This window comes from Bradyrhizobium sp. CCBAU 51627, assembly GCF_028128765.1.
In the GTDB taxonomy this organism is placed as follows: domain Bacteria; phylum Pseudomonadota; class Alphaproteobacteria; order Rhizobiales; family Xanthobacteraceae; genus Bradyrhizobium.
On the sequence record NZ_LBJG01000017.1, the window covers coordinates 1,964 to 21,171 of the forward strand.

At 60.4% G+C, this 19,208-nt stretch carries 16 protein-coding genes and 1 pseudogene; 8 read left to right on the forward strand and 9 right to left on the reverse strand.

Annotated features, from left to right (window positions below; translation table 11 throughout):
- A partial coding sequence (locus XH88_RS08505; protein WP_442868423.1) for an amino acid adenylation domain-containing protein occupies window positions 1-4,686 on the forward strand: 4,686 nt, incomplete at its 5' end.
- A 33-nt stretch (window positions 4,687-4,719) separates the two neighbouring features.
- Here the strand turns inward: XH88_RS08505 and XH88_RS08510 are convergent.
- Window positions 4,720-5,019, reverse strand: coding sequence for a transposase (locus XH88_RS08510; RefSeq protein WP_442868424.1), 300 nt, complete (start codon window positions 5,017-5,019; stop codon window positions 4,720-4,722).
- Window positions 5,020-5,101: 82 nt separating this feature from the next.
- Window positions 5,102-5,542 (reverse strand): hypothetical protein, encoded by a 441-nt coding sequence (locus XH88_RS08515; protein ID WP_271614964.1) that lies wholly within the window; start codon window positions 5,540-5,542, stop codon window positions 5,102-5,104.
- An 8-nt stretch (window positions 5,543-5,550) separates the two neighbouring features.
- On the opposite strand from XH88_RS08515, the pseudogene XH88_RS08520 reads away from it, so the two are divergent.
- From XH88_RS08520 to XH88_RS08535, 5 genes and pseudogenes are all read left to right on the forward strand, one after another.
- Window positions 5,551-6,034, forward strand: a pseudogene (locus tag XH88_RS08520) (DUF932 domain-containing protein); the annotation flags it as partial.
- A 686-nt stretch (window positions 6,035-6,720) separates the two neighbouring features.
- Entirely contained in the window at window positions 6,721-7,287 is a 567-nt protein-coding gene (locus XH88_RS08525; protein WP_271614965.1) for a hypothetical protein, read from the forward strand.
- Window positions 7,284-7,754 (forward strand): hypothetical protein, encoded by a 471-nt coding sequence (locus XH88_RS08530; RefSeq protein WP_333909239.1) that lies wholly within the window; start codon window positions 7,284-7,286, stop codon window positions 7,752-7,754. The genes XH88_RS08525 and XH88_RS08530 overlap by 4 nt, the downstream gene beginning before the upstream one ends.
- Window positions 7,715-7,990, forward strand: coding sequence for a hypothetical protein (locus XH88_RS39040; RefSeq protein WP_333909240.1), 276 nt, complete (start codon window positions 7,715-7,717; stop codon window positions 7,988-7,990). The genes XH88_RS08530 and XH88_RS39040 overlap by 40 nt, the downstream gene beginning before the upstream one ends.
- A gap of 747 nt (window positions 7,991-8,737) precedes the next feature.
- A complete protein-coding gene (locus XH88_RS08535; protein WP_271614966.1) occupies window positions 8,738-9,001 on the forward strand; it encodes a hypothetical protein in 264 nt (87 codons plus the stop codon).
- Between the two features lie 83 nt (window positions 9,002-9,084).
- On the opposite strand, the gene XH88_RS08540 is transcribed toward XH88_RS08535, so the two are convergent.
- A complete protein-coding gene (locus XH88_RS08540) occupies window positions 9,085-9,294 on the reverse strand; it encodes a hypothetical protein (RefSeq protein WP_271614967.1) in 210 nt (69 codons plus the stop codon).
- A 323-nt stretch (window positions 9,295-9,617) separates the two neighbouring features.
- Between XH88_RS08540 and XH88_RS08545 the strand changes: the two genes are divergently transcribed.
- Together XH88_RS08545 and XH88_RS08550 are read left to right on the forward strand one after the other, a co-directional pair.
- Window positions 9,618-10,916 (forward strand): glycoside hydrolase family 28 protein, encoded by a 1,299-nt coding sequence (locus XH88_RS08545; RefSeq protein WP_271614968.1) that lies wholly within the window; start codon window positions 9,618-9,620, stop codon window positions 10,914-10,916.
- A gap of 222 nt (window positions 10,917-11,138) precedes the next feature.
- The gene (locus XH88_RS08550; RefSeq protein WP_271614969.1) at window positions 11,139-12,179 is read left to right on the forward strand and encodes a pectinesterase family protein; all 1,041 of its coding nucleotides are present in this window, start codon (window positions 11,139-11,141) and stop codon (window positions 12,177-12,179) included.
- A gap of 289 nt (window positions 12,180-12,468) precedes the next feature.
- On the opposite strand, the gene XH88_RS08555 is transcribed toward XH88_RS08550, so the two are convergent.
- The 6 genes from XH88_RS08555 to XH88_RS08585 form a co-directional block, all read right to left on the reverse strand.
- Window positions 12,469-12,684, reverse strand: coding sequence for a hypothetical protein (locus tag XH88_RS08555; protein WP_271614970.1), 216 nt, complete (start codon window positions 12,682-12,684; stop codon window positions 12,469-12,471).
- Between the two features lie 859 nt (window positions 12,685-13,543).
- Window positions 13,544-14,449: a bifunctional methylenetetrahydrofolate dehydrogenase/methenyltetrahydrofolate cyclohydrolase FolD gene (folD, locus tag XH88_RS08565; RefSeq protein WP_271614971.1), complete on the reverse strand. Its 906-nt coding sequence runs from the start codon at window positions 14,447-14,449 to the stop codon at window positions 13,544-13,546.
- Between the two features lie 3 nt (window positions 14,450-14,452).
- Entirely contained in the window at window positions 14,453-15,340 is an 888-nt protein-coding gene (purU, locus tag XH88_RS08570; protein ID WP_271614972.1) for a formyltetrahydrofolate deformylase, read from the reverse strand.
- Between the two features lie 68 nt (window positions 15,341-15,408).
- Complete coding sequence (locus XH88_RS08575) at window positions 15,409-15,942, reverse strand: sarcosine oxidase subunit gamma family protein (protein WP_271614973.1); 534 nt, start codon at window positions 15,940-15,942, stop codon at window positions 15,409-15,411.
- Window positions 15,943-15,946: 4 nt separating this feature from the next.
- Window positions 15,947-18,916, reverse strand: a complete 2,970-nt coding sequence (locus XH88_RS08580; RefSeq protein WP_271614974.1) for a sarcosine oxidase subunit alpha family protein — start codon at window positions 18,914-18,916, stop codon at window positions 15,947-15,949.
- Window positions 18,913-19,185 (reverse strand): sarcosine oxidase subunit delta, encoded by a 273-nt coding sequence (locus tag XH88_RS08585; protein ID WP_271614975.1) that lies wholly within the window; start codon window positions 19,183-19,185, stop codon window positions 18,913-18,915. Before XH88_RS08585 ends, XH88_RS08580 begins: the two co-directional genes overlap by 4 nt.
- Window positions 19,186-19,208: the final 23 nt, after the last annotated feature.

A 19,208-nucleotide genomic window follows, 5' to 3' on the forward strand; every position in this document is an offset into this window, starting at 1 on the left:
GACGGCGACCGGCTGTACCGCACCGGCGATCTGGCGCGCTATCTGCCGGACGGCAATCTTGAGTTTTTGGGCCGCAACGACGACCAGGTGAAGATCCGCGGCTTCCGGATCGAGCCCGGCGAGATCGCGGCGCGGCTTTGCGAGCATCCGTTCGTGCGCGAGGCGGTGGTGGTGGCGCACGAGGGCCCCGGCGGCGAGCAGCGTCTTGTCGCCTATGTGGTGTGCGCGCCGGAAGCAGCTTCGAACGGCCTGGAGGGAAGCGAGCTTGCCGGCGCCTTGCGCGCGTACATAAGTGCGCACCTGCCGGACTACATGGTGCCATCGGCGTTCGTCCGGCTGGCGGCGCTGCCGCTGACGGTGAACGGCAAGCTGGACCGCAAGGCGCTGGCTGCGCCGGACGATGAGGCGTATGCGCATCGCGCCTATGAGCCGCCGCAAGGCGAGATCGAGACCACGCTGGCACAGATCTGGGCCGAGCTTCTGGGTGTTGAGCGGGTTGGACGGCACGACCACTTCTTTGCGCTCGGCGGGCACTCGCTATTGGCGGTGCAGCTGTTGAGCCGGGTCTCGCAGGCCATTGGCTTCACACTGCCGCTGACCACGCTGTTTGCCAAACCGGTGCTGGCCGATCTGGCCGCGAGTATCATGGATGAGTTGAGCCGCTCCGGGGCGCAAGACCTGCCAGCCATTGCGCCGGTGTCGCGTGAAGCGCCGCTTGTGCTGTCGTTTGCGCAGCAGCGGCTGTGGTTTTTGGCGCAGCTGGATCAGAGCAGCACGAACTATCACATTCCACTCGGGTGGCGGCTCAAGGGTGGGCTCGACCGCAGCGCCTGGCAGCTTAGCCTGGACCGTGTGTTGGCGCGCCATGAGGCGCTGCGCAGCGTGTTTGTCGCGCCGGAGGGCAAGCCCTGGGTGGAGCTGCTGCCGGAGGATGCGGGGCTGCCGGTTGTGGAGCACGATCTGCGGGACAGGGCGGATGCGGACGAGGCGCTATTGGGTCTGTGGAGGGAAGAGGCGTGCACGCCGTTCGATCTGGCGCGTGGCCCGCTGATCCGCGGCCGGCTCATCCGGGTCTCGAATGAGGAGCACGTCTTGCTGCTGACGCAGCATCACATTGTCTCGGACGGCTGGTCGCTGGGGGTGTTGGCGCGTGAACTCAGTCAGCTGTACCGGGCGTTCGTGGCCGGAGAAGGCGATCCGCTGCCGCCGCTTGCAATCCAGTATCCGGACTATGCCGCCTGGCAACGGCAGTGGCTGTCGGGCGCGCGGCTGCAGAGCCAGGCGCAGTATTGGCGCAGCCATCTGTCCGGCGCGCCGGCCCGTCTAGCGCTGCCGACGGACCGGCCGCGGCCGGCGCAGCAGTCGTTTGCGGGGGCCTCGGTCCCGATCGTCATCGATGCGGATCTGACGCGGGATCTGAAGCGGCTGAGCCTGCAGCATGGCACGACGTTGTTCATGACGGTGCTGGCGGGGTGGGCTGCGGTGCTGTCGCGTCTGTCGGGACAGGACGATCTTGTGATTGGCGTGCCGAGCGCCAATCGGGGGCACCGCGAGATCGAAGAGCTGATCGGCTTCTTCGTCAACACGCTGGCGCTCCGGCTGGACCTGTCGGGCGAGCCGAGCGTCCCGGAGCTGTTGGCGCGGACGCGGCGCACGGCCTTGGGAGCGCAGGAGCACCAGGACCTGCCGTTCGAGCAGGTGGTGGAGATCGTGCAGCCGCCCCGGGCTCTTGATCACACGCCGTTGTTCCAGGTGATGCTGGCCTGGGAGACCAACACCGGCGGGGCGTTCGATCTTGCCGGGCTGATGGTGGAGGCGGCCGGGGGTGGGTACGACCAGGTCAAGTTCGATCTGGAGCTGAGCCTTGGCGAGCAGGGTGAGGTGATTGCCGGGACGCTGGGTTATGCCACGGCGCTGTTCGATCGCGCGACCATCGAGCGGCAGCGGGATTATCTGCTGGCGCTGCTGCGGGCGATGGTTGCCGATGCGCAGCAAGCGGTCGGGCGGATTGAGCTGCTGCCAGCCGACGAGCGCGCGTATCTGCTGGAGGAACTGAACCGGACGGCGGCGGCCTATCCGTCGGACGTGTGCATCCACGAGCTGTTCGAGGCACAGGTTCGCCGTGCGCCGGAGGCGGTGGCGGTGGTCTATCAGGACCAGCGCGTCAGCTATGGCGAGCTCAATGCGCACGCCAACCAGCTGGCGCATCATCTGATCGGGCTCGGGACGAAGCCGGATCAGCCGGTGGCGATCTGCGTTGCGCGCAGCGTAGCGATGGTGGTCGGGCTTTTGGCGATCCTCAAGGCGGGGGGCGCCTATCTGCCGCTGGATCCGGCCTATCCGTCGGCGCGGCTGCACCAGGTGCTGGAGGATGCGGCGCCGCGAGTGCTGCTGGCCGATGCAGCGGGGCGATCGGCGCTGGGCAACGATGCGCTACGCGATCTGACGGTGGTGGATCTGGCGGCGACGCCGGAATGGGCAAATCTGCCGGCGTCGGATCCGGACCCGCGTGCGCTCGGCCTGACCTCGCGCCATCTCGCCTATGTGATCTACACCTCGGGATCAACAGGCAGCCCCAAGGGGGTCATGGTCGAGCATCGCGGCTTGGTCAATCTCAGCTTGGCTCAGATCGGGCTTTTTGGCGTTTGTTGCAACAGCCGCGTGGTGCAGTTCGCCTCCTTCGGTTTTGATGCAAGCGCCTCGGAGCTTGTTATGGCGTTTGGTTCGGGAGCCGCATTGCATTTGCCTGCGGATGAGCTCCGTCAAGCGAGTAACAAGCTATCGGACTATCTGCGAAGCGAAGCCATCACGCACGCGACGCTGCCTCCAGCCTTGCTTCAGGGAAGCCAGAAGCTGGAAGGCTTGGGATCGCAAGTTCTCATTCTTGCTGGAGAGCTGCCGAAGGCAGAACTCATCCGGAGTCTGGCTCCAGCATCCATTATCAATGCTTATGGACCTACCGAAGCAACAGTTTGTGCGGCGACCTGGAGTTGCCCCGATGGGTTTAATGGCGCTATCGTCCCGATTGGCCGCCCGATTGCGAACACGCGTGTGTATCTGCTGGATGATCATGGCGGGCTGGTGCCGTTCGGTGCGGTGGGGGAGCTCTGCATTGGCGGGGCGGGGGTGGCGCGCGGCTACCTGAACCGGCCCGAGCTGACCGCGGAGCGGTTCATCGCCAGTCCCTTTGTGGACGGCGACCGGCTGTACCGCACCGGCGATCTGGCGCGCTATCTGCCGGACGGCAATCTTGAGTTTTTGGGCCGCAACGACGACCAGGTGAAGATCCGCGGCTTCCGGATCGAGCCCGGCGAGATCGCGGCGCGGCTTTGCGAGCATCCGTTCGTGCGCGAGGCGGTGGTGGTGGCGCACGAGGGCCCCGGCGGCGAGCAGCGTCTTGTCGCCTATGTGGTGTGCGCGCCGGAAGCAGCTTCGAACGGCCTGGATGGAAGCGAGCTTGCCGGCGCCTTGCGCGCGCACATAAGTGCGCACCTGCCGGACTACATGGTGCCATCGGCGTTCGTCCGGCTGGCGGCCCTGCCGCTGACGGTGAACGGCAAGCTCGACCGCAAGGCGCTGGCTGCGCCGGACGACGAGGCGTATGCGCGCGCCGCCTATGAGGCGCCGCAAGGCGAGATCGAGACCACGCTGGCACAGATCTGGGCCGAGCTTCTGGGTGTTGAGCGGGTCGGACGCCACGACGACTTCTTCGAACTGGGCGGGCACTCACTGCTAGCGGTGCGGCTTCTCAGTCGAGCGCTCGATGCCGGGTTCAAGTTTACCGCCGCCGATATCTTCCAAGCTCCGGTTCTGAAGGAACTTGCATTGAAGGTTCATTTGGAGCCACAACCCAGTAGTCCGGGAGTGATTTGTGTTCGCGCAACCGGATCGCAGCCGCCGCTGTTCTTTGTTCCCACAGGCTTAGGAGATTGTTCGTATATCCTCAACTTGGTGGAGGAAATGGACGCGGACTGTCCAATCTATGGTCTACCGTGGCCTTCTTTCAGTGAAGTTTGTTCACCAACTCTTGAAGCGATAGCCTCGCAAGTCATTCCGGCGATCAGGGAGATACGGTCCCGGGGTCCATATCGATTTGCTGGATACTCATCAGGCGGAATATTGGCTTACGCCATAGCCGAGCACTTACTGAGCCTCAATGAAACCGTCTCATTTATGGCGTTCATTGATGTTGCGCTACCCGCAAAGCCAGCCGGCATGACGCCCACCCAGGTGGTGTGCGAAGTGATCCTGGAAACTCTTGAACCCCTAGAGGACGAGCACTTTAAGCTATTAAAGCGCTTTGCACGGCACAGTTCAATTGCTCAACTACTTGAGAAGGCTCATCAAATAGGAGCTATACCTCCGGATCACAATGATGCTTTGATGTACGAGAGAATTGAGCAGTTTCAAAGGGCGCTGCAGCTATATCGGGCTCCGTCGCTGCCAATTGAGGTACATCAGTTTTACGCGACGGATTCTTCCGTAAGTTGTCGCGCACGACTAGACAAGAGCTCAATAGCTGCAGAGATGAGCTCGCCGATGCGAGGCTGGGACAGGGTTTTGAGTGCAGCGGCCATTGATACCACACCGATTCCAGGCAATCACGCGACGATGATGAACACTCCAGAAAACCGCAAAGTCCTGGCACGCTCGTTATCAAGAGCCTTAAATAGCTCACCGACGTGATCTGAGGCCGCCGGCGAACTGGACCATTTTTGGTTAGAGTTTTTCGCGATTTCCCCGGCCGGGAGGAGCGAAGAACGATGAAGGCTCGAAGTTTTCGGGCGCCCAGAAGGCGTTCATTTTGAAGCTCCACTGAAAGTCCTTGAAGCGGCGTGCGGGTTGATCGGTTTTCTCGGCCGTAGCCCGGGCCGCCGTCAGTTCGTCCGCGATCATGGTGAGCAGCCGCGTGTTGGGGGCGAACCCGAGCAGATAATCCACGTGGTTGTCCTCGCACCACGCCATCAGCGGCTCGCGCGCAAAGGTATATCGCTTCGCGCTTATGTCGGCGTTAGCCATGTCAAATGCTTTGAGGGATGACGTATATTTCCATGAAAGCTCATTGATCGTGGTGCGAAACTCCTTCGAATCGGTTCGGCCTTTATAATTTCCTCTTTGTGGTTGAAGATCTCCGCAGTCTCATCAATGATTCTTTCCTGATATTTTTTAGGACGCGCTCAGCGACCGACTGGGCCGCTTCCCCATAAACGATGCGCGTCGAGGTATCCTGGAGCATCGCTTCGCTGACACCAAACTGGTCATTGACTTGCTTCAAAATCTCGTCCTTTTCCCAATCTGCCGGCACGACCATCTGCTCGATGATCGGATCAATTGCCTGGTGAATTGCGGCATAAGACAGCTTTTCGACTGAAAACACGTCCCCACTAGGTATCTCGTCAGGAATGTTGTCGAAATCGTCGCGCTGCTCGTTCACGCGTTGATCCAGATAGTCGCTTTCGATTAGCACAATGTGGTGAAATCCGCCGACGGGATTGTTCTGCTCCGTTCGGGTCCGCAGATAAGATGAGGTGATATCCTTCACCGGGGAGGATTTCGCCCGTCTGCCGAGTAGCGTCGGAATGGTTCTCGCGGCCAGCGGACGAGCGCTATCTGTCCCTGTCGGACCTCCATGCCGCAGTGCGTGGACGGACCGAGCGAAGTCGGACCCGAACCGTCGAGAGCGCTGCAATCCGGATTGAGGCCAGCCGCGACGATGCCGAGCGCCTGGCGCTGGTGCTGCCCGGCTCTGACACGCCGATTGCACCGACCCACGAGTTTCGGCCAACTCGCCAGCCTGGTCGGAGCGCCAGCGGCCTACCTCCGGCAGCTTCCGGCACCGCTGGCCGGCATCAATCTGCAGTACGGCCTGACCTCCCATTCCGCCGAGCAGGTGAAGACGCTTGAGATAGAGGATGGTCGCGTCGAGCTTCGCGCCGTTGCGGGCCCCGAATACGGGCGCGTATTTGACCACGAACTTGTGGCCGCCGTTCAGGGCATCGCCGGCAATGGCACGGGCGACACGCGCTGGAAGTTGGCGTGCTCGACTGGCCGGCTGTGTCGCGAACGGTATGAGCGTGACGCCGTCGCTGAAAACTGAACTCACGCGGAGATTGTGTCGGCTGTGGCCTTCAGCCGCTTGGCGGCTGCGTGGTCGAATTGGAGCGCTGATTGCTGCCGCCTTCTGTGATCCTATGATTCCTGAGTTGCGCGTTGTTGTCCAACCGTTGGCTCCTGCACCATGGGGCCGGGACCATCGTCGCACAGATTAAAATTCTCGCGGATTTTCTTGCCGGAGATATCGATCATCTGCTCAATCTTGCCGAGATGCAGCCTGCAGTGAGCGCAATCGGTAATGAAGCTCTCGGCATGTAGGTCACTCGTGCCCGTCGCGACGGTGCGTCCGAAAAGGACCTGGAGGCTATATCTTTACTCATCGGACATTTAGATCCGACACAGCTATCCGACGAATGTCTGCTGGCGGTCGCGCTTGATGAGTGCTTGCCGATCTACATGCGTCTGGAAGCTTTCGCCCTTCGTTCCACACCAGTGGACCCGCGAGCCATGCGGCAACAATTTGAAGTGACTGCAAACCGAAGATGCTACCAGCAGGCGCGGCAGACCTCCCCTCGTCGGCCACAAAGAAGTACGTTCTATCCTTGAAAGGCCCGCCATATGGTCTATTGTCCTTAGTCCTAGGACAAAGGACGAAGGCGAATTTGTATGAAAAGTCAAGACCTTGTTGTATTGCTGAAGCTCGTGAGCCTTGAGCAGGCCAAACATGAGGGCGATGCGCATCCTGGGGAGGCTGCGTATCACGATGACCCTTACTCAGTACGCAGCCTGGAATCAGCCCTTGGTATCAGCAAGACAGAGATCAATACCTCGATCAACCGGAGCCTTTCGTCGGGACTTGCGGTCAAAGATCGGGAATCCGGCCACGCAAAGCCTAACCGCCGCAATCTCCATAATTTTGTGGTGCACGGATTGAAGTTCGTTTTTCCGGCTAAACCGGGTGCGATGACCCGGGGCATCCCCACCGCCTTTGCCGCCGCGCCCCTTAAAAATCTTCTTATCAGCGCAGGAGAGTACATTTATGTCTGGCCGTACGCAAAAGGCAAAGACATGGGGCAGGCGGTAGAACCGCTGTACAAAAGCGTACCCCAAGCCATTCAAAAAGACGATCGTCTGTATGAATATCTGGCCCTTATCGATGGTGTCAGGCTTGGAAATCAAAGGGAGGCTGGGTTCGCGGCCGAGCGTCTATCGGAAAGGCTTCTCAGAAAATGACCACCGTTAAAGGCCAATTGCTTCAAATGTTGCAAACGGTCGCGCAATCTTTGGGAGATGAACTGCGCGAGCGGCTAGTATTTGTTGGCGGTTGCACAACAGCCCTTTTCATTACGGACGAGATCGTGCTCGAAGGCGTTCGAGCAACCGACGACGTAGATCTCATCGTTGATCTCGTTGGACATGCGCAATGGGCTCAACTGCAAGACCAGTTGCGTCAGAAGGGGTTCGTGGAGTCTCCGGAAGACGAGGTCATTTGCCGCATGCGGCTCGGCGAACTCAAAGTCGATTTCATGCCGGATGATGAAAGCATTCTCGGCTTTAGCAATCGCTGGTACGCCAAAGGCATCGAGACGGCGGTCACGTGTCCCCTGAACGAGGCACTGAACATCAAGCGCCTCACGCCGGAACTATTCGTGGCGACAAAGTGGAAGCATATCTCGGCCGCGGCAACGATGATCTCATAGGCAGCCGTGACATCGAGGATATCCTTCTCGTCGTTGACGGGCGAGAGGAACTCGTGGCTGAAATCCAAAACGCAGACGATGATGTTCGCTGCTACATTGCAGAGAAGTTCAAAGCGCTCTTAGGCCATGAGGATTTTGACCACTTCCTCGACGGGAATATCAAGGGACCTGAAGGCCGGGTCGATATTGTACGAGAGCGCTTTGTCGCCATAAGCCAGAGCGATGCTGGCGAGTGAGAGGGAATGGAGATCAACTGGCGCAGTGAGCAAGGAAAGAGGACGCGCGATAACCGGGATTGCGGGGGAGTCGGAGTGCGCGCCGATGCCGTGTTATTTCTCCTTCTCGACGGTTCAACCTCTGGCCCAACAAGCGGGCCCGGCAGATTATCCGCGATGTCGTAGATTGGTACGTCGCCACAGACGAAGCCGCAACGATAGAAAGCCTCAGCGCGCAGTTGCGCCGCACTCATCGCAGTTTATCTCCGCGGTTTCCGCGCGACAGCGCGAGCTACGTGCTCACCCACTTAGCGAACACAGGGACGGCGCTCGTTATGCACGCTGGCGATTGTATGTTAGGAAGCCGCGAGCAAACCGGCGCGGTACATTGGTTCACCAAGCAGCATACGCTGGCCAATCCGATAGGTGAAGTCCCGTTTGACGAGATTGCCAGGAGTCCTGCCAGTCCGGCATCGCGTGAATGATACTGGCTGACGATGTCTCCCAAGCGGTCGGCTCCGCCGAGGTCGGTCTTGCCCGCGATCAGCAGGGACGGCGCGAAGCGCTCCAGCCCGATCGCTCGCAGTGCCTCGCGGGGGCGGGCGCCAGACGGAAAGTCCATCATGCCGCTCAAAAGTCGGACAAGGGCACCCTCGATGCGCTCGAGTATCTTGCTGTTCCCCACCGTACGTCGCGAGAAAGTTTTGTAGTCGACGTCCAGATGCTTGTTGGCGCGGAGAGCGAGCCGCTGCGGGAGGTGAACCATGGATGGAACATCTCATCTCGGATATCGAATCCAATGAGCTGCGCCAATATGAACGGCCGGCGCGGGATGCGGCGGAGAAGGCGTCCACCCTGCTGCGCGGCGAGTTCATCAATGCGCTCACGGCCCGGATCGGAAAGATGCGGTCCTGGAGGTGTCGGCTAACGGCGGTCAACTTAAGTCCGGACGTCAGGCGGAGCGTTGCCGGTGCGAATGCAATCCGGTCGTCAGCTTTTCGAAAGCTTCTCCGAATACGCACAGCCCACTGATGTTAGGACGGGACGCTGGCGTGGACTCGCACAATTTCGCTATATCCAATGCTGCCTCTCCGCCATCGGTACAGCAAGCCGTTCTAGACGATCAGCAAGCGAACCAGGCGGAAGAAGATGCCTTTGAGCAACAATTGGATCCAGCACGCGTGGCCGATCGAATCGGCCTTGCCCGGTGCCCCGGTCGCAAACCGCGGTTGAATGTCTCGCGCGAGGATCATGATTACATTCAGCTCGCTAACACGCTCTTGAAGCAGAACAAGCACGTAGGTATGGCCTTGCGGCCGCTTCAAGAACAGCGCGGGGGTTCAACAGCAGCAGTCAGGGGCAGGCGCTTGCGTGCTTCGGCTCCGGGCCGTACTGGGCGCGCGCCAGTTGCTCCAAGTGACGCGGATGCGCCGCTTAGCGAACTCCTCATCCAGCAGCCGGCAAAGCTTCTGCGGTGTCTAGTGCAGTGAGCACCCCTGTCGGTTCTTGTGGCCGGGTGTTTTCGGTCGAATAAAGCGCAAAGGGTGCGCCTGCGCGGGCCAGTGACGCGCGCGGCGGCTCGATCGAGTTAGCGCTCCAGACCAGACAGGGACGGGGCGGGGATGCGTGACAAAGTACGAGGAGGTCAATGACAAAGCGTTTTCGCAACTGGGCCCTACTGTCCACACTTATCTCCATGGTTGTCGTCCCCGCCGCGAAAGCGCAAGACCGCCGGATTATCACCGAACCTGTTGCACCTCATACGGTGTGCGACCGCCCCGTTCCGTCTGGCAAGGAAGATACGACCACGTTGCAAGATGCAATCGACCAATGCCCCTCCGGGGCCGCTGTGTATTTAGGGCGTGGCGAGTTCCGGTCGGGCCCACTCGAGATGAAATCGGGCGTGACCTTATGGGTGGGGCGCGGTGCGATGCTGATCGCCATCCCCGAACCTGCTGCTTACGATAGAGGCCTCGGACAATGTGGTCGCATTGCAGGCAAGGGCGACGGTTGCCGGCCGTTTATCAGCTTTTCCAAAACGCGTGGCGGCGGCATCTACGGGGAGGGCATCATCGATGGTCAGGGCGGCGCAACGATTGGCGGCGGAGCGGAAACCTGGTGGCAGCTGGCGCGCCGCGCCCAAGCGGAGGGCGGCAACCAGAACGCGCCGCGCTTGATCCAGATCGATCATGCGCAGGATATTACGCTGTCCGGTGTCACCTTGCGCAACTCTCCGAATTTTCATGTCGCGATGAACCGGGTCGAAGGCGCCACGTTTTGGGGCATCACGATCGATTCACCGGCGGATGCCCGCAATACGGATGGTATCGACCCTGGCGCCAGTCAGGATGTAACCATCACCCATAGCTCGATCCGTACGGGTGACGACAACATCGCAATCAAGGCCGGCGACAATGGCTCGAGCAGCCATATCTCGATCATTGATAATTATTTCGGCTGGGGGCATGGCATGTCGATCGGCAGTGAGGTGAATTCCGGGGTCAGAGACATATTGGTGCGTAATCTGACGCTCGATGGTACGACGTCGGGCCTGCGCATCAAGAGCGATGTTAGCCGAGGCGGTCTCGTCGAGAGCGTGACTTATGAGTACGTGTGCCTGAGGGGCAACCGGTGGCCGCTAGCTTTCGATACAAAATATGATCCGCGCGCACAAGGCACGAGGGTTCCGGTCTATCGGCAAATTGTTCTCCGTCACGTGCATGGCGACACTGGTGTGTTGCTGATGCGCGGCTTAGACGAGGGGCATAAACTTGACGTGACACTCGAAGATGTCCGGTTTGCCAATTCCGCGACTTGGCAAGTTGAACATGTCAAGGCCACCGCAAATCACTCTGACGTATCGCCGCCGCTGCCCGGCCGAGCTACACAACCGCTGCAGCGCGGATCGGAGGTATGTTCCAGGGCATTCGGCGACGGCAATCGATAAGCACTACCCCCGGCAAGCGAAACGCAGGCGGTGCATTCAGTATCCGGGCCGGGATTACTGGTGTTGACGAAGTTCGGCTTGCGCAGGTCGAAAAAAGTGAAGGTGACGTGCAGGTTCTGATTTGGCGCTGAAAATCTCTTGTCCAGCGTGACGGCTATCCAGCTGAGATACGCTCTACGACCGTGTTGAGCGTGCCGCTGGCTCAACGAAGTGTAGGATCACATGCGTATTTTCGTTTCCTCCGCTGTGCTTCTGGCGGGATGTTTCTGCATCCCCGCGGCGTGCGCTAAGCCACTGTTGGTGTCGCATGCCGGAAGTGCAGACTATCACTCCGTGCAGCAAGCCATCGACGCATTGCCGGCCGAAGGCGGAGATGTCCGGATCGCGCCAGGCATCTATCGCGAGAAGGTCAAAATTTCCAAATCCGGTGTTCATCTCTCAGGGACTGGTAGCAATCCAAAGGATACCGTCATTGTGTATGGTGATAGCGCGATCAACGTAGGAGGAACCGCCCGCTCGGCTACGCTGGATGCCGCTGGCGATGACGTTCGGCTCGAGAACCTGACCATCCAGAACGACTATGCCCTCAATCCGGTCAATCCACCCTCGCAGGCCGTCGCGCTGTCCCTTACCGGAGACAGGGACGTCATTACGCGCGTCCGCCTGCTCGGCGCCCAGGACACGCTGTTTGCCGGCAAGGGACCAAACGGCAGAATGTCACGACAATACTTCTCGAACTGCTACATCGAAGGGCATGTCGATTTCATATTTGGCAACGCCAGGGCCTGGTTCCGGCAATGTGAGTTGCACGGCATCGCCAATCAAGCGGTCATCTATACCGCTCAGAGCAAGGCAACGCCGGATGAGGACAGTGGCTATGTTTTTGATCATTGCAGGCTAAGCGCCGACCCTGCTGCGCGCTATATCGCACTTGGCCGCCCCTGGCGCCCCTACGCCACCGTGGTCTTCTTGTCGACGAAGATAGATGCCCCCGTGATCGCTGAAGGGTGGCGCGAATGGACGCCCGGCAAGACCAATACGTTGGTGACAAGCTACTATGCTGAATACAGATCCTTCGGCGTCGGGGCCAACCCCTCAGGCCGCGAGCCTCACTCCCATCAACTGACAGACGGCGAAGCTGCGAGATGGTCGCTGAGCGTGTTCTTCGCGGGCGCCACAGATTGGCTGCCAACCAACCATCAGGATGGAACACAGAGCGACGTCTATGGTGTAGGGCTTCGACGGCGATCCTCGGAGAAATGAGGGGAGGAGAGGGCGTGATTGTGATGGAGAGTCTTGTGCTGCAACCCAACTGCCGTGGGTGCGACGTGGCAGCGCGCCGGCTTTTGCTGAGTGCTCAGAAAAGTTCGTTACGGTCTCCATTGCTCGCTGCGAATTCCTGCAGTCCGTCAGCTTTCTAAACTGACAGCCACGGGCCGTCCGGCTCGACGATCTCATCGGTAGGCGGTCCGCCCACATGCGCGCGCTCCAGCTCGCAGATCAGCTTGTCCCTCTTGACGGATCAGGTCGGCAGACTCTACGGACCGTCACGTCAGGACGTCGTCATCGCTTGGGAACGGCTGATTTGCTTGTTCAGCGCGTTGCGCAGATCTCTGGAGAACGAAGTGCGCTGATGCTTCAGGGCTATCGTTGTCCGGCCGGCGATGGTCAGCTCGGCAGCCATCTCCTCGATTAGCCGGTACGCGCTTGCAAGTGCGGTGGGGTCTGACGTTCTTCCATGCCAGCTCCAGGAGCCGTACAAACGCATGTATCGGCTCTTCCGACAAGTCGGCCCTATCCATCCGACCCTCGATAGCAGCCGACGAGAATCCCCATCATCGTCAGATCGGCCATCGTCGCTTAGGGACACCCTCTGGAATGAGTCGAGCAACGCCGGTCTCTAGATCAGCGCTCCGCTGCACTCGCTGCGTATCACGCGAAGGCTCACGACCGCCAACCGGTGCTGGGCGGACACCTCAGTGAGTGTCCAGCCGATGAAGGCAGGCCCATGACCCATGCCGCGGCACATCAGGAGCAAACACCAAGATCCGCAACTGGCGATTTGGCCCGCCGAGCCCCAGTACATAAGTGCGCGACGCCGCAGAGGACGTCCCCCGTTCTAGCCGCCGGCCTCATTGATGGCGTCCCCGTCGCCCCGCGCTTCCAGCACATACTTACGTACAATGTCGCACAGCGCATCGGCGTGCCACTGGCACTTGCCGAAGTGCCGCTCGGCAATCAGGGTGACAGTGGGTCCCGCCCCAGATTGTCGCGCTATACCCAGATCGCTCGCTGGCGAAGGGCCTTGGACCGCCGGCCGCCTGCGCCCGCGCGCAACCTGTCTCGCGTTGCTCGTTACGGATCCGTCCGTCGAGAAACCGCTCCGCCGACGCCGCGACCTGCTCCTGCGTAAACGGCGGACGGATGCGTTGCTTGGCCTCTGGCAGAATGTCACGCGTCATTGTCGGGCGAGCAGAGTGGATTGGAAGTTCATGCCCGAGGCAGTGTCGCGCGTACCCTATAGCTCCAGAAGTGATATGCCGCTTTAGGAGACCAAGTTGGCGCAGGCACGCCTTCACTGATTCTGTGTCCGGTTTAGGCAGTCGTGCCGGGCGTCATTTCGATCATCATGCTTGGAATATCTTCAACGGTCGTCCTACGGTCCTATGCGCTGCGATCACTGTGTTAGCCATTAGCATGGCAATCGTCATTGGACCGACACCTCCGGGAACCGGCGTGATACTTTCGGAGACTTCGGACACCTCCGCGAAGGCAACATCTCCTACCAGGCGGGTCTTGCCTTCGCCTCGTTCAGGCGCGTCGATCCGAGTGATACCAACATCGATGACGGTCGCGCCTCGCTTCACCCAGTAGGCTCTGACCATTTCCGGACGGCCGACAGCGGCGACAAGGATGTCGGCGCCGCGGCATACCTCCGGTAAGTTTTTTGTCCGCGAATGGGCCACAGTAACCGTAGCGTTGGCGTTGAGCAGCAACTGAGCCATCGGTCTGCCGAAGAGATTCGACCGCCCAATGACCACTGCGTTAAGGCCGGAAAGGTCCTCGCCATGTGTGAGGCGAATAAGAAGCATTGCACCGGCTGGTGTGCAGGACACGAGGCCCGTTTCGAGATCCCCCGTCGCAAGCTTGCCGGCATTGACCACGTTAAGCCCGTCGACGTCCTTTTCCGGAAGGATGGACTGGATGATCGGTCCGCTGTTAAGATGTTTCGGAAGCGGCAGCTGCACGAGAATGCCGTGAATCTTCTCATCGGCGTTCAGCATCTTCACGAGGGTTGCAAGGTCGTGTTGGCTAGTCTCGGTCGGCAAAGTGTGTTGGACCGAATTGAAGCCGCACTCCTTGGCCATGCGGCTTTTCGCGCTGACATAGGTATGACTTGCAGGATCATCGCCAACGACAATCACGGCGAGGCCGGTCCTGACCCCATTCTGCGCTTGAAGCTCTGCGGAGGCCGTCTTCACTTTATTGATCAACGACGCAGCGATCCGTTTGCCGTCGATTACTTGTACCATCGCTCAACCCATTCTTTCGGATGCGTAGCTGCCGGGGCTCGCCGGGAAGACAATGGTTCGGTTACCGTTAATGAACGTGCGGTGGTCAATATGTGCGTGGATGGCGCGGGCCAGAACCTGGCTTTCCACGTCGCGGCCGATCGAAACGTAGTCCTCAGCCGACTGGGCATGAGTGATGCGCGCGATATCCTGCTCGATGATCGGACCTTCGTCGAGATCGGCGGTGACGTAATGGGCCGTCGCGCCGATCAGCTTAACGCCTCGCTCATGAGCCTGTTTGTACGGGTTTGCCCCCTTGAAGCTCGGTAGGAAGGAGTGGTGGATGTTGATGATCTTGCCTGACATTTTCGAACACAGTCCGTCGGACAGGATTTGCATGTAGCGAGCCAGCACGACGAGTTCGGTCGCTGTCGCTTCGACGATTTCTGCCAATTGCGCTTCCGCTTGAGGCTTATTCTCCGTCGTCACCTTGATGTGGTGGAAAGGGATGTCGTTGTTGACAACGAGCTTCTGATAATCGAAGTGGTTCGAGACGACGCCGACGATGTCAATTGGTAGTGCACCGATCTTCCAGCGGTAAAGCAGGTCGTTGAGGCAGTGCCCAAAGCGAGAGACCATCAATAGCACTTTCATGCGCTTCGACGTGTCGAAGATCTCCCAATCCATACCGAATTTTCCGGCAACAGGCTTGAAGCCTTCCATAAGAGCCGCATGCTTCACGCCTTCTTCGGAAATGAAGCTGATCCGCATAAAAAATGTATCGGTGTCGCAATCATCGAACTGCGAACTGGCAACAATGTTGCAGCCGTTTTCTGCCAGGTACGTCGAAATCGCGGCTACAATTCCCCGCGCCGACTTGCACTTAACAGTCAGGACAAGGTTGCTCGTCATATCTACTCCTGTCAAACTACAGCAAACCGGCCACGAAGGCGGCGCAGCGCTCGTCCGTCAATTTGGGATCAGCGAAATTCCACGCTCAGTTCGGCGAGCTCTTCCCACAAGCTTTCCGCAAATCCTCGCAACACCATCAGCTCAAATCCGTCTTCCGAGACGCGGGTGATGTGGGTGGCGATGTGGCCGATTAGCGTCGTCGTCGCATGGCCGACCGGGAAGACGTTCAAGGCGAGATCCGCGGCGGTACCCTTGGCCAACACCGATGTCGCTTTTGCGCCGGCGATGGCTATGCGAACCCGGCCGTGGCTCTGGTCCACGACCTCGGCATGCGGCTTTACCTTTTTCACGATGTCGGCAAGAGCGGCCGCCGACAGCGGCTCGTCGCCGACGACGAACCACTGGCCGGGTGACACGCTCCTTTTGGTAAGCGCATCGCATCCGAGCACGGCGGAGATGGTGGCCGAAACATCGCTATCTGCGCTCGCGGACAGCAGATGCAGCACATGGCCTTCGGGAAGCGTGCGGAGGGTCACGCCGGTCGAGATCAGGGGGGCCTTGCCGCCGAGCGCCGCGCGGTGTTCGATCGCAGATACGGACATCGGGTCAGCCTTTCAGCTTTTCGTTGGCGGGATCGACGAAGATCGGATGGCAGAGGCGTGCGGCAGTGAATTCGTTCAGAAGGCCATTCCAGACCTGAACTTCCTCGCCATGCCGTGAGGAGCCGCGCTTGACGAGCGCCAAGCCAATGGTTGACCCGACATGCGGTGAGTAGCAGCTGGAACTTATATAACCCTGGTCGTTCTCGAGCGTTGCCTCCGCCCCCTTTTCGAGGACGTGGGCACCGCTGCGGAAGGACGTACCGGAATCGAGCGGCACGACGCCCACGAGTTGGAGCCGGTTCGGATCGTTGAGACCCTCGCGCTCGAGCAACCGTTTGCCGATGAAGTCCACCTTCGTGGCCGAAACCATCTTGCCGAAGCCCAGATCGGTCGGCACGACCGTACCGTTGATCTCGTTATGTGTGACGTGACCCTTCTCGATCCGCAGCACCGAGAGCGCCTCGACCCCGTAGGCGCAAATTCCGTGCTCGTTGCCCGCTTCCATCAACGCGTCGGCCGCAGCCTCGCCGTAGCCGGCGGGAACGGCCAGCTCGTAGGCAAGCTCGCCGGAGAAGGATATGCGAAAAAGCCGGCCAGAAAGCTTGCCGCCGAACAGCGAGACGTCCTTGGCGCCGAGAAAGGGGAACGCTTCGTTTGAAATATCCTGGTCAACGATCCGCTGCAGGATGAGGCGCGATTTCGGTCCTGCGATTGCCATCTGCGCCCACTGGTCAGTCACCGAGGCAAGCCGCACGTCGAGTTCCGGCCACAGCGCTTGTGCGCAGAACTCCAGGTGGTTCATCACGCCCGCCGCATAGGCGGTCGTGGTCGTCATGAAGAAACGCTCGTCTTCGAGGCGACTGGTGGTCCCGTCGTCGAAGATGAAGCCGTCCTCGCGCAGCATCAGGCCGTAACGTGCCTTGCCGACAGGTAATTTCCTGAAGGCGTTGCAGTAGACGCGATCGAGGAATTCCGCAGCATCCTTGCCCGTGATCTCGATCTTGCCGAGCATCGAGACGTCGCAAAGGCCGGCATTGCGGCGCACATTCTTCGCTTCCCGGTCGACGCTTTCGCGCCAGGTCTTTTCCCCGGCAAGCGGGAACCAGGCGGAACGGTACCACAGACCCGTCTCCACGAAAGTCGCCCCGTTCTTGACCGCCCAATCGTGCAGCGGGGACTTGCGCACCGGCTGGAAATGCTTGCCGTGCGAGGTGCCGGCGAGCGCCCCGAAGGAAACCGGGGTATAGAACGGGCGGAAGGTCGTGGTGCCGACGTCGGCGGGAGATACGCCGCGCGCCTCGGCGAGAAGGCCAATGGCATTGACGTTGGAGAGCTTGCCCTGGTCCGTCGCCATCCCGTTGGTGGTGTAGCGCTTAGCAAGCTCCACGTGACCATAGCCTTCGCGAACCGCAAGGCCGATATCCCTGTGATGGACGTCGTTCTGGAAATCAACGAAGGCCTTGCCCTTTATACCGGGAATGATCCAGACCGGCTTTGTAGGCGCTGCGACAATGTCGCCTTCAACCGCGCCGAACGCCGCGGGATCCGCCTTGATCTCCAGCTTGCCAAGTAGCGCCTCGGCCTTCCTGGCTCCGGCCTCCAGGCAGCCGGCGAGACCGCTTGCCTTGGCGGCGGCACCCGCAAGCGAAAGTCCCTTGTGATCCTCCGGCGCTACGAAAGTGGCTTCGGCATCCGACCATTCCGGCCTGCCACCACGGTGGTAAGCGAGATGAACGACCGGGCTAAAGCCGCCGGACATGGCGAGCGAGTCGACGGCGAGCTTCTCCTTCCTGCCGTCCTGGAGGATTGTGATGGAGGAGAGGGCCTTGCCGCCTTCCGCGTCGGGCACGAAGCCGCCATTTATGATACGGGCCGAACCCTCATAGACCCCCGCTGTCGCGCCGGAACGGCGGCTATCAACGATGGCCACGAGCCGCAGACCAGCTTTTTCGAGATCGCGGGCCAGTGTGTAGCCGCTGTCGTTTGTGGTGAAGACCGCCACCGACTTGCCCGGCGCAACCCCGTAGCGGTTGAGATAGGCTCGCATAGCGCTCGCCATCATCACCCCGGGAATGTCGTTCCCGCCGAAGATCAATGGACGTTCCTCAGCGCCGGCGGCGAGAATGGCCTGCTTTGCCACGATGCGCCACAGCCGCTCGACTGGTACCTCGGGGCGCGGCTCAGAAGCGTGCTTCTGGACTCGCTCGACGGCGCCGAAGACGTTGCCGTCATACCAGCCGAAGGCTGTGGTGCGCGAAAGAACCTGCACATTGGGCAGGCTTTCGAGCTCCGCGACCGTTCGGCCGGCGAATTCGACTGCGGACACGCCGCCAATCGTCGCGGTTTCCGAGAGAAGCCCGCCGCCGATCATCGCATTCTCATCGACGAGAATGACGCGAGCGCCGGCGCGACCGGCAGTCAGCGCTGCGGCAAGGCCGGTGGCGCCGCCGCCGACGATCAGCAGATCGCAATGGGCCCAGCACTTTTCGTAGCGGTCAGGATCGGCCTCGTAGGTCGCCTTGCCGAGGCCGGCGGCCCGGCGGATGAGGGGCTCGTAGAGCCTCTCCCAAAGACCTGCCGGCCACATAAAAGTCTTGTAGTAGAAGCCGGCGGAAAGGAAGGGCGACAGCAGACTATTTAGCGAACTGATGTCAATGTTAAGCGAGGGCCAGCGGTTCTGACTCTGCGCGACAAGGCCCTCATAAAGTTCCTGCATAGTGGCGCGGGTATTAGGCTCTGTACGGCCGCCCTGGGCAACGGTCATCAGCGCATTGGGTTCGGATGCACCGGCCGAAATCACGCCGCGCGGCCGGTGATACTTAAAGGAACGGCCCAGAAGCATCTGACCGTTGGCCAGCAGGGCCGAGGCAAGGCTGTCGCCTTCGACTCCGATCATGCCCTTGCCGTCGAAAGTGAAAGACAGCGGCTTCGACCGGTCGATTAGACCGCCCTTGTCGAGACGATAGGACGTCATTCCACCGTCTCCGTGCGAGCGGCGGTGTCACGCGCGCCTTCAATTTCATGGGTTGCGGTGTCGCGCGTCACCACCAGCCAGCGGCGGCAGCCTGAGGTATGGTGCCAATGTTCGTCGTAGCGGCCTCGCGGATTGTCACGCAGATAGACGTAGTCCAACCACGCATTGCGACCGGCATCCGCAGCGGGACGGACGAGTGCCGCGCCCTTCACAGTAAATTCTTCCCTGGGCCTTTGCCCGCAATGGGGACAGGGGATGAGGCTCGCCATTTCGGTGTCCTTGCTTTCCCGAA

Bases quoted from the DNA above. Each gene is read 5' to 3' on its own strand.
- XH88_RS08510 (WP_442868424.1), bottom strand. From the start codon at position 5,019: ATGGCTAACGCCGACATAAGCGCGAAGCGATATACCTTTGCGCGCGAG.
- XH88_RS08525 (WP_271614965.1), top strand. From the start codon at position 6,721: ATGAAAAGTCAAGACCTTGTTGTATTGCTGAAGCTCGTGAGCCTTGAG.
- XH88_RS08530 (WP_333909239.1), top strand. From the start codon at position 7,284: ATGACCACCGTTAAAGGCCAATTGCTTCAAATGTTGCAAACGGTCGCG.
- XH88_RS08535 (WP_271614966.1), top strand. From the start codon at position 8,738: ATGGAACATCTCATCTCGGATATCGAATCCAATGAGCTGCGCCAATAT.
- XH88_RS08545 (WP_271614968.1), top strand. From the start codon at position 9,618: ATGACAAAGCGTTTTCGCAACTGGGCCCTACTGTCCACACTTATCTCC.
- XH88_RS08550 (WP_271614969.1), top strand. From the start codon at position 11,139: ATGCGTATTTTCGTTTCCTCCGCTGTGCTTCTGGCGGGATGTTTCTGC.
- XH88_RS08555 (WP_271614970.1), bottom strand. From the start codon at position 12,684: ATGCGTTTGTACGGCTCCTGGAGCTGGCATGGAAGAACGTCAGACCCC.
- folD (WP_271614971.1), bottom strand. From the start codon at position 14,449: ATGGTACAAGTAATCGACGGCAAACGGATCGCTGCGTCGTTGATCAAT.
- purU (WP_271614972.1), bottom strand. From the start codon at position 15,340: ATGACGAGCAACCTTGTCCTGACTGTTAAGTGCAAGTCGGCGCGGGGA.
- XH88_RS08575 (WP_271614973.1), bottom strand. From the start codon at position 15,942: ATGTCCGTATCTGCGATCGAACACCGCGCGGCGCTCGGCGGCAAGGCC.
- XH88_RS08580 (WP_271614974.1), bottom strand. From the start codon at position 18,916: ATGACGTCCTATCGTCTCGACAAGGGCGGTCTAATCGACCGGTCGAAG.
- XH88_RS08585 (WP_271614975.1), bottom strand. From the start codon at position 19,185: ATGGCGAGCCTCATCCCCTGTCCCCATTGCGGGCAAAGGCCCAGGGAA.